Genomic DNA, 12,269 nt, shown 5'->3' with positions numbered 1-12,269 from the left:
GGGTCCGTTTGTAAGCCGTTCGGCCGCGCTTGAATAGATTGAGTATTAGACAAGTCCGTGAAGGGCGGCCGCGTAGGCCTTTTGCGCCCAGCGGGCAAGATCGGCCGCGAGACGCTTGCGATCCGTTTCGGGACCGGTCCGGATCGGATCGCCCCAGACGATCACGGCTCCGATCGTCCCGCTGGCAAGAAGCGGCATGAGGTGCGGGGCCAGCTCCATGTCGCCGAACCAGGCGAGCTCGGCGCGGCCTGTCCGGGTCACGGGCAGACCATTCCGGCTGACATAGGCGATGGCCACGGGCTGGATCAGGGCGCCGCCGCCGGCCGCCTGGGCGGCCCCGATCAGCGCCGAACGGAAGGGCAGCGTTCGCTGGCCGTCGCTGGTGGTGCCTTCCCCGAACAACACCATGGGATCGCCGCCGGCGAGCCGCGCGCCGATCGACTGGTTCACCTTGGCTGTGGCGCTGCGCCGGGCCCGGTCGACGAAGATCGTGCGCTGGAGTTTCGCCAGCGTCTTCACCGCCGGCCAGGTCGAGACTTCCGACTTCGCGATGAAGGACAAGGGCGCGACGCCGCCAAGCGTGACGATGTCGAGCCAGGACGTGTGGTTGGAGACAATCAGCAGCGGCCGCTCCGCAGCCATCGCGCCGACCTCGCGCACCTTCAATCCAAGCGTCGCGCGGGCGATGCGGTGGAACCAGACAGGAATTCCGCCGGCGAGCGGCCAGCCGAACCGCAGCGCAAGCCATTGCAGCGGAGCGAGCGCGACGAAGACGAGCCCGAGCAGACCGATCTTGAGGGCGGGAATCACGCGCCGGCGGATTTTTTCGGCAGCGGCTCGACATAGAGTTCGAGCCGGTGGCCGACGATCCGGTAGCCGAGTTTCGCCGCGATCTGCGCCTGCAATTCCTCGATCTCTTCCGAATGAAACTCGATCACCTTGCCGCTCTTCACGTCGATGAGATGGTCGTGATGTTCGGTCGGCGTGCGTTCATAGCGCGCGCGACCGTCATTGAAGGCGTGACGCTCGATGACGCCGATATCCTCGAACATCTTGACGGTGCGGTAGACGGTCGCGAGCGAAATCCGCGCATCGCGCGCGGCGGCGCGGCGATGCAGCTCGGTCACATCGGGATGATCATGCGCTTCGGAGAGAACCTGCGCGATGACGCGCCGCGGACCCGTGACGCGCAGCCCCTTGGCGCGGCACGCGGTTTCGATCGCGGCAAGTCGGGAGGTTGGCACGAATTCGTCCGGTTGTTAGTTCGGCGGGTTATATGAGCGGATATTGCAGGCGTCTATTGGCCTCGCCGGGCGAGAGGCGGGCTGCGAAATATTCAGCTCAGGCGGCGAAGGGATTGAACAAAGGCGTCGCGAAACGCGCGAAGTCGCGGACGTTCCGGGTGGCGACCGTCAATCCGTGCGAAATCGCGATCGCCGCCACCATCGCGTCTTCGTACATCGCATCGGACTGGCGATGCATCAGCCGCGCCCAGATGCGAAAGGCCCGGCCATCCATGGCGAGCACGTTGTAGGACGCGGCGACCTGATCAAGCCATCTTTCGATCTCCGCCGCTTTCGTCTCATCCTGCTCGCGCGTCAGCTCGACGCCGGCCTGAATTTCTCCGATCGCCACGGCCGGAAGATGAATCTGCGCATCGTCGAGTCCGCTCAACCAGGCGACAACGCCGCCATGGGGTTTGGGCTTTCGCAGCTCCGAGACGACGTTGGTGTCGAGAAGGTAGCCTGTCACAGAGGCGCCGGCGCGCGCCGCTGCGCCCGTCCCCGTTCCGGAATGGGCAGGTCCGCCCGCGCCTGATCCGTCAGCAGCAGCTCCTTGAGGGAGGGCCGGGCGGCCTCTGTCAGTCGCCGCCATTCAGCGGCGGAGACCAGCACTGCGGCTTCCACGCCGCGCTTCGTCACGGCCTGGGGACCTTCCGCGACGCAGGCGTCGAGCAGTTCGCTGAAACGCGCCTTCGCGTCATGCACCGGCCAGGTCTTCACAGCGCCTCCAAATGACTAGTCATATGACTAGATATTTGGTCGCGCCGCTCAGCGCAATCGTTCAAACCATGTCCCGTCTCATCGTCAGCGCGTCGGCCGTGCGCCCATCGGCCTTGGGATAGTAGGATTTCCGCCGCCCGACCTCGGCGAAGCCATAGCGGCGATAGAGCGCGATTGCAGGCGTATTGCCCTCCTCGACCTCGAGGAACACGGCTCGCGCGCCTCGTTGCCCGAGCCGCGACAGATGATGGTTGAGAAGCCGGCCGGCGACGCCCTTGCCCTGATTTTTGCGACGTACACAGATCGACAGGATCTCGGCCTCGTCGGCCGCGATCCGCGACAGGACGAAGCCCGCCAGCGCGCCCGGCCAGCCCGCGGTCGCCGCGCCGTCCCCGACCACGGCGGGGTCCAGAATCATCGCCTCGATTTCATCAGCCGGCCAGCCGCGAGCGAAGCCCTCGGCATGGATGTGGGCGACGGCTCGGGCGTCGGCGGATGAGAGCGGACGGAACAGGATCGGGCGCGCCGCAAAAAAGGCCAGCATCGTGACAGCATAATGCGAGCCGGTTGAAGGAAGCCTACTCGACTGCGAGCCGCGCCGCCGCCTGCGGCTTCGCGTCGGGCGGCTTGAGATAGAGCGGCTTCGGCGGCGCCTCGTCGGGGTCGGCGAGAGCGCCGAGCCGCGCCACCCAGAGGATGTCAGGCGCGGCGGCGGGATCGACAATCGTCGCGTCGAGGCCGATCTGCCAGGCCTCCACGCCGAGCTTCGGCGCGCCGGAGCCGACGAGCCGCACAGGTCCCGCGCCGATAGCGCGCGCGGCCTCGCGGGCCGGCAATTGGCGCGGCGTCAGAATGGTGCGGCCGTTCGGCGCGACAAGCTGGAGATGCACGTCCGAGTGGCGGGCGTCGATCACAGCCGCGATCAGGGTCGATTCACCGGCGGCGACGAGAGGCGCAGCGAGCGCTGACAAAGTCGTGACGCCGATGGCGGGCTTATCAGTCGCCAGCGCCAGCGCGCGCGCAGCGGAAACGCCAACCCTCAGCCCGGTATAGCTGCCTGGCCCGACGGTGACCGAAATCCGGTCGATCCCGGAAAAGCCGCCGGCGGCTTCAGCCACCCGGCCGATCATCGGCACCAAAGCTTCGGCGTGGCCGCGCTCCATCAGCGTGCTTTCAAGACCGAGCGGATCGTTCCGGCCGGCCTCCCAGATGCAGACGGAACAGGCGCCGAGCGCAGTGTCGATCGCCAGGATTCGCAATGCAGTGAAGGCCCCGAAAGCGCCGGGCGCGCCCGGCGTTGAAAATGATGAGGCGGATCAGACCGCCTGGACTTCCCGGACGTCGGGCAGGAAGTGCCTGAGCAGGTTCTGGATGCCGTGCTTCAGCGTCGCTGTCGAGGAGGGGCATCCGGAGCAGGAGCCCTTCATGGCGAGATAGACCACGCCGTCCTTGAAGCCGCGGAAAGTGATGTCGCCGCCATCGCCGGCCACGGCCGGGCGCACGCGCGTCTCGATCAGATCCTTGATGGTCTCGACCGTCGCCGCATCGCTCTCGTCGAAGAATTCATCTTCGGCCTCGGCTTCGGAGCCCAGCGTCACCACGGGAGCGCCCGACATGAAATGCTCCATGATGGCGCCGAGCACCGCCGGCTTCAGATGCTGCCACTCGCCGTCCGACTTGGTGACGCTGACGAAATCGGAGCCGAGGAACACGCCGCTCACGCCATCGACGGCGAACAGGCGCTGGGCGAGCGGCGAAGCCTCGGCTTCGGCGAGACTACGCATGTCGAGCGTGCCTTCGCCCATGACGGGCTTGCCCGGGATGAATTTCAACGTCGAGGGATTCGGCGTGGCTTCGGTCTGGATGAACATGGCTTTGTCCTCATCCCGGGGTTCAAGGCTCCGGGCCGCTGGATCAAACCCGATATGGGCGTTCGCCGGACATGCGCCAAGATGAAGCGCGTCGCAAGCAGGGCCGGAGGCGGTACGCTTGCGCTCTTTCCAATAGAAATTTTTATGCTATATTATTTCCGAGGACTGTGAGATGCCGCGCCTGTCGCCTTCGGCCGATCGCCCGGCCAATTCCGCTGAAACCGTCGCCAAGGCTGCGCTGCGCGCCGCCGAGCATCTCGACGTCGCCCAGAGCACGCTCGCCCGCATCATCGGCCTGTCGGAGGCGTCCGTCTCGCGTTTGTCCCAGGGACATTACAAGCTCGATCTCGCAGGCAAGCCTTTCGAACTCGCGCTTTTGTTCATTCGACTGTTTCGCTCGCTCGATGCGATCGTCGGCGGCGACGAGGCCACGGCGCGCGCCTGGCTTCGCGGCGACAATCTCGCGCTTGGCGGCAGGCCGCTTGATCTGATCACGCGCGTGTCCGGACTGATCGATGTCATCGCTTATCTGGACTCCCGCCGCGCTCTCGTCTGAGCGGCGCGCGCAGGAGAGCGATTGCTGGCGTCTGGTCGAGGCCCAGCATCGCGTCTCCACGCTGAAGCTCACCGACACGCTTGGCGAGCAGGCGCTGCTCGAAGACCTTCTGGAAACGACGAAGCCGTCGCTGCCGCCGGATGCGCGCGGACTGCATTATCTCATGGCGGCGCCGTTCCGCTATGGCGCCATCTATCCCTATGGCTCGCGCTTCCGTCGCGCCGGCCGCACGCTGGGCGTGCTCTACGGCGCTGAACAGCCGCAGACCGCCGCAGCCGAGATGGCGTTCTACCGCCTGCTGTTCTACGCGGAGTCGCCGGCGACGCCCTTTCCCGCCAATGCGGCCGAATACACCGCCTTCAACGCGCCGCTGCGCACGGAGGCCGCGATCGATCTCACGGCGCCGCCATTCGCCTCGCATCGCGAGGCGTGGACGAGGCTTACGGATTACGAGCCGTGCCAGTCTCTCGCCGAAGCGGCGCGCGAAGTCCCGATCGATGTCATCCGCTATGAATCCGTGCGCGATCCCGCGCATCGCGCCAATCTTGCGGTGCTTGCGCCGCGCGCATTCATCAGTCGCGAACCCGCGCGCTTTGAAACCTGGCGCGTCCGCGTCGGCGCGTTCGGAGCGCAAGTGATTCGCGAATTTCCAACCGAGCGGATCGAATTCGGGCGCGACGCATTCAGCGACGATCCGCGCCTGAGCGATATGAAATGGGAGCGCGGCTAACTCGTCGCGCTCCCCTGATAACGACAACGCCTTCGCTACGCCGCCTGTTTTGCCGGCGCATAGCGGCCATAGAAGCTCTCGCCCTTCGCCGCCATATCGCGCAGCAGCGCGTTCGGCTCGAAGCGCTTGCCGTGCTTCGCTGCAAGTTTGTCGCAGAGCGCGACGAAATTCTTCGCGCCCATGAAGTCGATGTAGGACAGCACGCCGCCGGTGTAGGGCGCGAAGCCGAAGCCGATGATTGAACCCACATCGGCCTCGCGCGGATCCGTGACGATGCCTTCCTCGACGGAGCGCGCCGCTTCGAGCGCCTGCGTGACGAGGAAGCGCTGCTTGAGTTCGGTCACATCGATCGCATCAGGATCGAGCTTCGTCTCCTGGAACGCCTTCAGGCCGGCCCACAGCCGCTTAGGCCCCTTCTCGGGATAGTCGTAGAAACCCTTCTTGTTCTTGCGGCCGAGGCGGCCATGGGTCTCCACCATCCCGACGAGCAGCTTCTTCTGCGCCGGGTTGACCGCGTGCGCGCCGACCTGCGCCTCCGTCGCCTTCATGATCTTGAGGCCGAGATCGATCGCCACCTCATCGTTGAGCGACAGCGGCCCGACCGGCATGCCCGCCATTTTCGCCGCCGTCTCGATCATCGCCGCCGGCACGCCCTCGGTGAGCATGAGATGGCCTTCGAGGATATAGTTGCCGACGCAGCGATTGGCGAAGAAGCCGCGCCCGTCATTAACGAGGATCGGCGTCTTGTTGATGGCGCGCACGAAATCGAACGCGGCCTGGATCGCCTTGTCGCCGGACTGCTTGGCGAGAATGATCTCGACCAGCAGCATCTTCTCGACCGGCGAGAAGAAATGGATGCCGATGAACTGGTCGGGCTTCGCCGCATGCGAGGCGAGGCCGGTGATCGGCAGCGTCGAGGTGTTCGACGCAAAGACGCAGTCGGGCCTGATGCTGGCGCTGACCTTTTTGATCACGTCAGCCTTCACGGCCGGGTCTTCGAACACCGCCTCGATGACGAGATCGACGTCGGCGAGCGCGGCGTAGTCAGGCGTCGCCGTGATGCGCGCCAGCAGCGCGTCGCGATCGGCGGCCTTGGCGCGGCCCTTCATGATCTGATCGGAGACGAGCTTGTGCGAATAGGCCTTGCCCTTGTCCGCCGCCTCTTGATCGCGATCGATCAGCACGACTTCAAGCCCCGCGTTCGCCGAGACATAGGCGATGCCGGCGCCCATGAAGCCCGCGCCGACGACGCCGATCTTCCTCAGCTTCGTCGCTTCGCCCGCCGGGCGGCGCGCGCCCTTGTTGAGTTCGCCCATGGAGATGAAGAGCGAACGGATCATCGCCGCCGCTTCCTTCGAGCGCACGATCTTCGCGAACCAGCGCGATTCGACCTTCAGCGCGAGATCCATGGGGAGTTGCAGGCCTTCGTAGACCGCATGCAGGATCGCCTTGGCGGCGGGGTAATTGTCGTAGGTCTCCCGGCGATAGATCGCGTTCGCCGGCGGCCAGATCTGCATGCCGGCGGGCGAGAACACCTTGCCCGACGGCGCGCGGAATTTCGGATCGTCCCAGGGCTGCTTCGGCGAGACGCGGCCTGACTTGATCGCCTCTTTTGCGACCGCGATCAGGTCCTCGCGCTTCGCGAGCTCATGCACGAGGCCCGCGGCCTTCGCTGCGGCCGGCCTGATCTGCTCGCCCTTGAACAGCATCTGCAGCGCGTCGCCTGTTGGCATCAGGCGCGACACGCGCTGCGTGCCGCCGCCACCCGGAAACAGTCCGACCTTGATCTCTGGCAGCCCGACGCGCGTCTTGTCGTCCTCGGCCATCACGCGGAAATGGCAGGCAAGCGTCATCTCGAACGCGCCGCCCATGCAGGCGCCGTGGATCGCGGCGGCGAAAGGCTTTCCGCAGGTTTCGACCTTGCGGAACAGCACGTTGAACTGCGAGACATTTTCGAGAACGAAGGCGGCCGCGGCCTCTTCGCCCTTCTCCTTCGCGATGCGCGCAGCCGCCGGCCCGATGCTTTGCAGCATGGTGAGGTCGGCGCCGCCGGAGAAGGCGGACTTGCCCGAGGCGATGACGCATCCCTTGATCGCCGGATCCGACACGACCTTTTCGACGATCGCTTTCAGGTCCTCCATCACGCCGATCGTGATGACGTTCATCGAACGGTCGGGCATGTCCCAGGTCGCGAGCGCGATGCCGTCGGCGTCGGTTTCGAAGCGGAAGTTGGCGAGGTTCATTATCAGTCTCCAGCTTCTCAGACGCGCTCGATAATCGTCGCGGTGCCCATGCCGGCGCCGATGCACAAAGTAATAAGGGCTGTCGATTTGCCCGTGCGCTCGAGTTCATCGAGCGCCGTGCCGAGGATCATTGCGCCGGTTGCGCCGAGCGGATGGCCGAGCGCAATCGCGCCGCCATTCACATTCACCTTCGACGAGTCGAGATCGAACGCCTGCTGGAAGCGAAGCACCACCGCCGCGAAGGCTTCATTGACCTCGATGAGATCGATGTCGTCGATCTCCATGCCGGCGCGCTTCAGCACCTTCTTCGTCACATCGACGGGACCGGTGAGCATCAGCGCGGGATCGGAGCCGATATTGGCGAAGGCGCGGATGCGAGCGCGCGGCTTGCGGCCGATCTTCTGGCCCGATTCTTCATTTCCGATCAGCACGGCCGCCGCGCCGTCGACGATGCCGGACGAATTGCCGGCGTGATGGACATGCTCGACAAATTCGACATCGGGATGCGCCTGCACGGCGACCGCGTCGAAGCCGCCCATCTCGCCCATCATCTGGAAGGAGGCCTTCAGGCTCGCCAGCGACTGCATGTCGGTCGATGGCCGCATATGTTCGTCATGATCGAGAATGGTGATCCCGTTCACGTCCTTCACCGGCACGACCGAGTTCTTGAAGCGCGAGTCCTTCCACGCCGCGGCGGCGCGCTGCTGGCTCTGCACCGCATAGGCGTCGACGTCAGTGCGGGAGAAGCCGTATTTCGTCGCGATCAGATCGGCCGACACGCCCTGCGGCATGAAATAGCTCTTGATCGCAATCGCGGGGTCGACCGGCCAGGCGCCGCCGGACGAGGCGATGCCGACGCGGCTCATGGATTCCACGCCGCCGCCGACGGCGAGATCATGCTGCCCGGACATCACCTGCGCCGAGGCGAAATTGATCGCGTCGAGACCCGACGCGCAGAAACGATTGATCTGCACGCCTGGGACATGGTTTCCGTAATCCGCCGTCAGCGCCGCAGCGCGCGCGATGTCGCCGCCGGCTTCGCCGATGGGATCGACGCAGCCGAGAATCACGTCATCGACCAGCCTGGTGTCGAGCTCGTTGCGGTCCTTGATGGCGCGCAGCGCCGTTTCGGCGAGCCGCAGCGAACTCACCTCATGCAGCGAGCCGTCCTGCTTGCCGCGTCCGCGCGGCGTGCGCACGGCGTCATAGACATAGGCGTTGGCCATCATGGCCTCCTTTCAATCATCCAGATCACGCCGCATTTTGATTGAATCAATCAAAATGCGGGAACGTGATCGATTCCAAAATTTAGAGCATGGCTATCGCGAAAAACCGGTTCCCACTTTTCGCGCCATGCTCTAGGCGATGTCGCCATCGCCAGAAGCTCTCGCGCTCACAATGTGCGCGCGATCAGAATCTTCATGATCTCGTTGGTGCCGCCATAGATGCGCTGGATGCGCGCGTCGCGATACATGCGCGAGATCGGATATTCCTCCATGTAGCCATAGCCGCCGAAGAGCTGCAGGCAGCGATCGACGATCTTGTTCTGGAGGTCGGTCATCCAGTATTTGGCCATGGAGGCGGTGCCGGTGTCGAGCTTGCCTTCGATCAGGCGCGCGACGCAGTCATTGTAGAACACCTTGGCGACGGTCGCTTCGGTCTTGCATTCCGCGAGCGTGAACTGGGTGTTCTGGAAATCGATGATGGCTTTTCCGAACGCCTTGCGCTCCTTGACGTAGTCGATCGTCAGACGAAGCGCGCGCTCCATCATCGCCATGGCGCCGCCGGCGATGGAGAGCCGCTCCTGCGGCAATTCCTGCATCATCTGATAGAAGCCTTTGCCGACTTCTGTTCCCAGCAGCGATTCCGCCGGCAGCTTCATGTCGTCGAAGAAGAGTTCGGAGGTATCGGCCGCGTCGATGCCGAGTTTCTTGAGTTTGCGGCCGCGCCTGAAGCCCTCGACCTTGTCGGTCTCGGCGACGAACAGCGAAATTCCTTTCGCGCCGGCGCCGGGATCGGTCTGCGCGGCGATGACGATCAGATTGGCGTGCTGGCCGTTGGTGATGAAGGTCTTCGCGCCATTGATGATCCAGCCATTGCCCGACTTCTGCGCACGCGTCTTGATGCTCTGGAGATCGGAGCCGGTTCCAGGTTCTGTCATGGCTAGCGCCGCGACATATTCGCCGGTCGCCATCTTCGGCAGCCAGGCCTTCTTCTGCTCTTCCGTGCCGTGGTGGAGGATGTAGGGCGCTACGATCACTGCGTGGATCGGCCAGCCCCAGAAATCGAGCCCGGCGAGGCCCATCTCGCGCAGGATGACGGCCTCATGGGCGAAAGTGCCGCCGGACCCGCCATACTCCTCCGGCATCGACGCCGCGAGCAGGCCCGCTTCTCCGGCCTTGCTCCACATCTCGCGCGGCATGATGCCGTCACTGGACCATTGATCGATATGCGGAGCGAATTCCTTCGCGAAGAGTTTGCGCGCGTGATCCTCGAGCATCGCGTGCTCATCGGTCATCCAGGCCGGAGATGGAACCTGAAGCGCGTCGTTCATGAGACCACACCTTTGATGACGCCACCAATTATTTCACCAACAACTCTGCCAATTTCGCCGAGAGCATTTTTGCCTGCTTCTCGCGACCCTTCAGAAATAGTTTCCTTTAGCTGTTCGCCAAGTGGCGGCTTTAACGAGTTCGGCGTTTTATTGAGGCAGGTCAGCCCCGAACTCGTCAGCACGTACTTGGACATACCCTTTTTTAGGCCAGCATCAATCGAAACGTATGTGATGCCCTGGTCGCGAATGAACCCCTCATTCGCCAACCAAATAATCGAGTCTGAAATAACTTTCTCATTTACGTTTTCGCCGACAATCTCCCTTACTTCGGCGTGTAGAGCCTCGGTATCCAGAGCGGCGGCACCTGGAAATTTTTCATAAAGTTTCAACAACACGAGAGCGACCGTGCTGTTGAATATGTCCAGTTTGTTGGACATCAGAATTGCTCGGCGCTCAACGCCATCGTCGTTTCCGCACCGGTTGAGAGCGCGGCGAGATGCGACGCCGTCGCCGGCAGCAGGCGCTCCATGAAGAAGCGGCCGGTGATGAGCTTGGCGTTCATCTTCTCGGCAGCGCCATTCGCGCCTGATTTGAGCTTGTCGAGCGCCGCGCGCGCGATCTTCGCCCACATATAGCCGAGCACCACGAGGCCCATGAGATGCATGTAGTCGGTGGCGCCGGCGCCGGCGTTCTCCGGGTTCTTCATGCCGTTCTGCATCAGCCACATGGAAGCCTGCTGAAGATGGCCGAGCGAGGCCTGCAGCGGGCCGACGAACGGCTTCATCTGCTCGTCTGCCGACCGCTCCTTCAGAAAGGCGGCGACTTCGCCCATGAACGCCATGAGCGCCTTGCCGCCCTCGCGCGGCAGCTTGCGGCCGACGAGATCCATCGCCTGCACGCCGTTGGCGCCTTCGTAGATCATGGCGATGCGGGCGTCGCGAACGAACTGCGACATGCCATGCTCTTCGATATAGCCATGGCCGCCGAACATCTGCTGCGCCTTGACGGCGTTATCGAAACCCTTGTCGGTGAGCACGCCTTTCAGGATCGGGGTCAGGAGCCCCATATAGTCGTCGGAGGATTTGCGCAGCTTCTCGTCGCCGGAACGATGGGCGACGTCGCCATGCAGCGCCGTCCACAGCATGAAGGCGCGCGCCGCCTCGTTGAACGCCTTGATCGACATCAGCGTGCGGCGCACGTCCGGATGCACCATGATCGAATCGGCGGGCTTGTCCGGTGATTTCGGCCCGGTCAGCGCGCGGCCCTGCAGGCGCTCCTTCGCGTAGGCGACGGCGTTCTGATAGGCGACTTCGGAAACCCCGAGCCCTTGGATGCCGACGCCGAGCCGCGCCTCGTTCATCATCACGAACATGGCGTTGAGGCCCTTGTTCTCCTCGCCGATGAGGAAGCCCGTCGCGCCGTCATAATTCATGACGCAGGTCGAATTGCCGTGGATGCCCATCTTGTGTTCGATCGAGCCGCACTGGACCTTGTTGCGGCCGCCGACCGAACCGTCGGCGTTGACCAGAAATTTCGGGACGATGAAGAGCGAGATGCCCTTCGTGCCCATCGGCGCGCCTTCGATACGCGCCAGCACGAGATGGACGATGTTGTCGGAAAGGTCATGCTCGCCGGCCGAGATGAAGATCTTCGTGCCCGAGATAGCGTAGGAGCCGTCGCCGTTCGGGACGGCCTTGGTCTTGAGAAGCCCGAGATCGGTGCCGCAATGAGGTTCGGTCAGGTTCATGGTGCCCGACCAGGCGCCGGAGATCATCTTCGGCAGGTAGGTCTGCTTCTGCTCAGGGCTGCCATGGACGTTAATGGCGGCGATCGCGCCCGATGTCAGGCCGGGATACATGCCGAAGGCGAGGTTCGATGACGTCACGAACTCCTGCATCGCTGATGAGACGACGAAGGGCAGCTCCTGGCCGCCATATTCGGCCGGCGCCGACAGGCCGCCCCAGCCGCCCTCGCAGAAGGCCTTGTACGCGTCTTTGAAGCCCTTCGGCGTCGTGACCGATCCGTCCGGATTCCGCTTGCAACCCTCCTTGTCGCCAACGACGTTGAGGGGCGCGAGCACCTCCTCGCAGAGCTTGCCGCCCTCAGAGAGGATCGCTTCGAGCGTATCCGGCGTCGCATCGGCGAAGCCCGGCAGATTGCCGTAGCGCTCGACGTGGAAGACGTCGTTGAGAAGAAACAGATGGTCGTCGACGGGGGCCTTGTAGGTCGGCATGGCGCGTGTCCCTCGCTCCGCAGACGCGGCGCGACCGGACCCGGCGCCGCGAGATAGTTTACATATAAACTATCTCGCC

Annotated in this window: 14 protein-coding genes; 2 read left to right on the top strand and 12 right to left on the bottom strand. The window is 64.1% G+C overall.

What is annotated here, in order from left to right; all coding sequences use genetic code 11:
* Window positions 1-45 precede the first annotated feature (45 nt).
* The 7 genes from L8F45_RS22110 to L8F45_RS22080 all read right to left on the bottom strand — a co-directional run bounded on the left by L8F45_RS22110 (window position 46) and on the right by L8F45_RS22080 (window position 3,874).
* Window positions 46-810, bottom strand: coding sequence for a lysophospholipid acyltransferase family protein (locus L8F45_RS22110; RefSeq protein WP_342359999.1), 765 nt, complete (start codon window positions 808-810; stop codon window positions 46-48).
* Window positions 807-1,244 (bottom strand): Fur family transcriptional regulator, encoded by a 438-nt coding sequence (locus tag L8F45_RS22105; protein ID WP_342359998.1) that lies wholly within the window; start codon window positions 1,242-1,244, stop codon window positions 807-809. The genes L8F45_RS22110 and L8F45_RS22105 overlap by 4 nt, the downstream gene beginning before the upstream one ends.
* A 97-nt stretch (window positions 1,245-1,341) precedes the next feature.
* Window positions 1,342-1,752: a type II toxin-antitoxin system VapC family toxin gene (locus L8F45_RS22100; RefSeq protein WP_342359997.1), complete on the bottom strand. Its 411-nt coding sequence runs from the start codon at window positions 1,750-1,752 to the stop codon at window positions 1,342-1,344.
* The gene (locus tag L8F45_RS22095; protein WP_342359996.1) at window positions 1,749-2,003 is read right to left on the bottom strand and encodes a type II toxin-antitoxin system Phd/YefM family antitoxin; all 255 of its coding nucleotides are present in this window, start codon (window positions 2,001-2,003) and stop codon (window positions 1,749-1,751) included. Before L8F45_RS22095 ends, L8F45_RS22100 begins: the two co-directional genes overlap by 4 nt.
* A 61-nt stretch (window positions 2,004-2,064) precedes the next feature.
* The gene (gene rimI / locus L8F45_RS22090) at window positions 2,065-2,547 is read right to left on the bottom strand and encodes a ribosomal protein S18-alanine N-acetyltransferase (protein WP_342359995.1); all 483 of its coding nucleotides are present in this window, start codon (window positions 2,545-2,547) and stop codon (window positions 2,065-2,067) included.
* A gap of 34 nt (window positions 2,548-2,581) precedes the next feature.
* Complete coding sequence (gene tsaB, locus L8F45_RS22085; RefSeq protein ID WP_342359994.1) at window positions 2,582-3,262, bottom strand: tRNA (adenosine(37)-N6)-threonylcarbamoyltransferase complex dimerization subunit type 1 TsaB; 681 nt, start codon at window positions 3,260-3,262, stop codon at window positions 2,582-2,584.
* A gap of 57 nt (window positions 3,263-3,319) precedes the next feature.
* Window positions 3,320-3,874 carry a NifU family protein gene (locus tag L8F45_RS22080; protein WP_342359993.1) on the bottom strand — a complete coding sequence of 185 codons (555 nt, stop codon included), beginning with the start codon at window positions 3,872-3,874 and terminating at the stop codon, window positions 3,320-3,322.
* A gap of 172 nt (window positions 3,875-4,046) precedes the next feature.
* Between L8F45_RS22080 and L8F45_RS22075 the strand changes: the two genes are divergently transcribed.
* Both L8F45_RS22075 and L8F45_RS22070 read left to right on the top strand, forming a co-directional pair.
* The gene (locus L8F45_RS22075; RefSeq protein WP_342359992.1) at window positions 4,047-4,430 is read left to right on the top strand and encodes an antitoxin Xre/MbcA/ParS toxin-binding domain-containing protein; all 384 of its coding nucleotides are present in this window, start codon (window positions 4,047-4,049) and stop codon (window positions 4,428-4,430) included.
* Complete coding sequence (locus L8F45_RS22070; protein WP_342359991.1) at window positions 4,390-5,160, top strand: RES family NAD+ phosphorylase; 771 nt, start codon at window positions 4,390-4,392, stop codon at window positions 5,158-5,160. The genes L8F45_RS22075 and L8F45_RS22070 overlap by 41 nt, the downstream gene beginning before the upstream one ends.
* A gap of 35 nt (window positions 5,161-5,195) precedes the next feature.
* Here L8F45_RS22070 and L8F45_RS22065 read toward each other — a convergent pair whose 3' ends face one another.
* The 5 genes from L8F45_RS22065 to L8F45_RS22045 all read right to left on the bottom strand — a co-directional run bounded on the left by L8F45_RS22065 (window position 5,196) and on the right by L8F45_RS22045 (window position 12,190).
* A complete protein-coding gene (locus L8F45_RS22065) occupies window positions 5,196-7,403 on the bottom strand; it encodes a 3-hydroxyacyl-CoA dehydrogenase NAD-binding domain-containing protein (protein ID WP_342359990.1) in 2,208 nt (735 codons plus the stop codon).
* Between the two features lie 17 nt (window positions 7,404-7,420).
* Window positions 7,421-8,629 (bottom strand): acetyl-CoA C-acetyltransferase, encoded by a 1,209-nt coding sequence (locus tag L8F45_RS22060; protein WP_342363538.1) that lies wholly within the window; start codon window positions 8,627-8,629, stop codon window positions 7,421-7,423.
* Window positions 8,630-8,796: 167 nt separating this feature from the next.
* Window positions 8,797-9,957 carry an acyl-CoA dehydrogenase family protein gene (locus L8F45_RS22055; protein WP_342359989.1) on the bottom strand — a complete coding sequence of 387 codons (1,161 nt, stop codon included), beginning with the start codon at window positions 9,955-9,957 and terminating at the stop codon, window positions 8,797-8,799.
* Window positions 9,954-10,394 (bottom strand): hypothetical protein, encoded by a 441-nt coding sequence (locus L8F45_RS22050; RefSeq protein WP_342359988.1) that lies wholly within the window; start codon window positions 10,392-10,394, stop codon window positions 9,954-9,956. The genes L8F45_RS22055 and L8F45_RS22050 overlap by 4 nt, the downstream gene beginning before the upstream one ends.
* Window positions 10,394-12,190: an acyl-CoA dehydrogenase C-terminal domain-containing protein gene (locus L8F45_RS22045; RefSeq protein WP_342359987.1), complete on the bottom strand. Its 1,797-nt coding sequence runs from the start codon at window positions 12,188-12,190 to the stop codon at window positions 10,394-10,396. The genes L8F45_RS22050 and L8F45_RS22045 overlap by 1 nt, the downstream gene beginning before the upstream one ends.
* Window positions 12,191-12,269: the final 79 nt, after the last annotated feature.

It is taken from the genome of Terrirubrum flagellatum, assembly GCF_022059845.1.
In the GTDB taxonomy this organism is placed as follows: Bacteria; Pseudomonadota; Alphaproteobacteria; order Rhizobiales; family Beijerinckiaceae; genus Terrirubrum; species Terrirubrum flagellatum.
This window is presented reverse-complemented; position numbering and strand designations above follow the sequence as displayed.

What these genes read in the sequence shown, in the direction of transcription:
- L8F45_RS22045 (WP_342359987.1), bottom strand. Translation starts at nt 12,190, where the DNA reads ATGCCGACCTACAAGGCCCCCGTCGACGACCATCTGTTTCTTCTCAAC.
- L8F45_RS22065 (WP_342359990.1), bottom strand. Translation starts at nt 7,403, where the DNA reads ATGAACCTCGCCAACTTCCGCTTCGAAACCGACGCCGACGGCATCGCG.
- L8F45_RS22050 (WP_342359988.1), bottom strand. Translation starts at nt 10,394, where the DNA reads ATGTCCAACAAACTGGACATATTCAACAGCACGGTCGCTCTCGTGTTG.
- rimI (WP_342359995.1), bottom strand. Translation starts at nt 2,547, where the DNA reads ATGCTGGCCTTTTTTGCGGCGCGCCCGATCCTGTTCCGTCCGCTCTCA.
- L8F45_RS22070 (WP_342359991.1), top strand. Translation starts at nt 4,390, where the DNA reads ATGTCATCGCTTATCTGGACTCCCGCCGCGCTCTCGTCTGAGCGGCGC.
- L8F45_RS22060 (WP_342363538.1), bottom strand. Translation starts at nt 8,629, where the DNA reads ATGGCCAACGCCTATGTCTATGACGCCGTGCGCACGCCGCGCGGACGC.
- L8F45_RS22075 (WP_342359992.1), top strand. Translation starts at nt 4,047, where the DNA reads ATGCCGCGCCTGTCGCCTTCGGCCGATCGCCCGGCCAATTCCGCTGAA.
- L8F45_RS22080 (WP_342359993.1), bottom strand. Translation starts at nt 3,874, where the DNA reads ATGTTCATCCAGACCGAAGCCACGCCGAATCCCTCGACGTTGAAATTC.
- L8F45_RS22055 (WP_342359989.1), bottom strand. Translation starts at nt 9,957, where the DNA reads ATGAACGACGCGCTTCAGGTTCCATCTCCGGCCTGGATGACCGATGAG.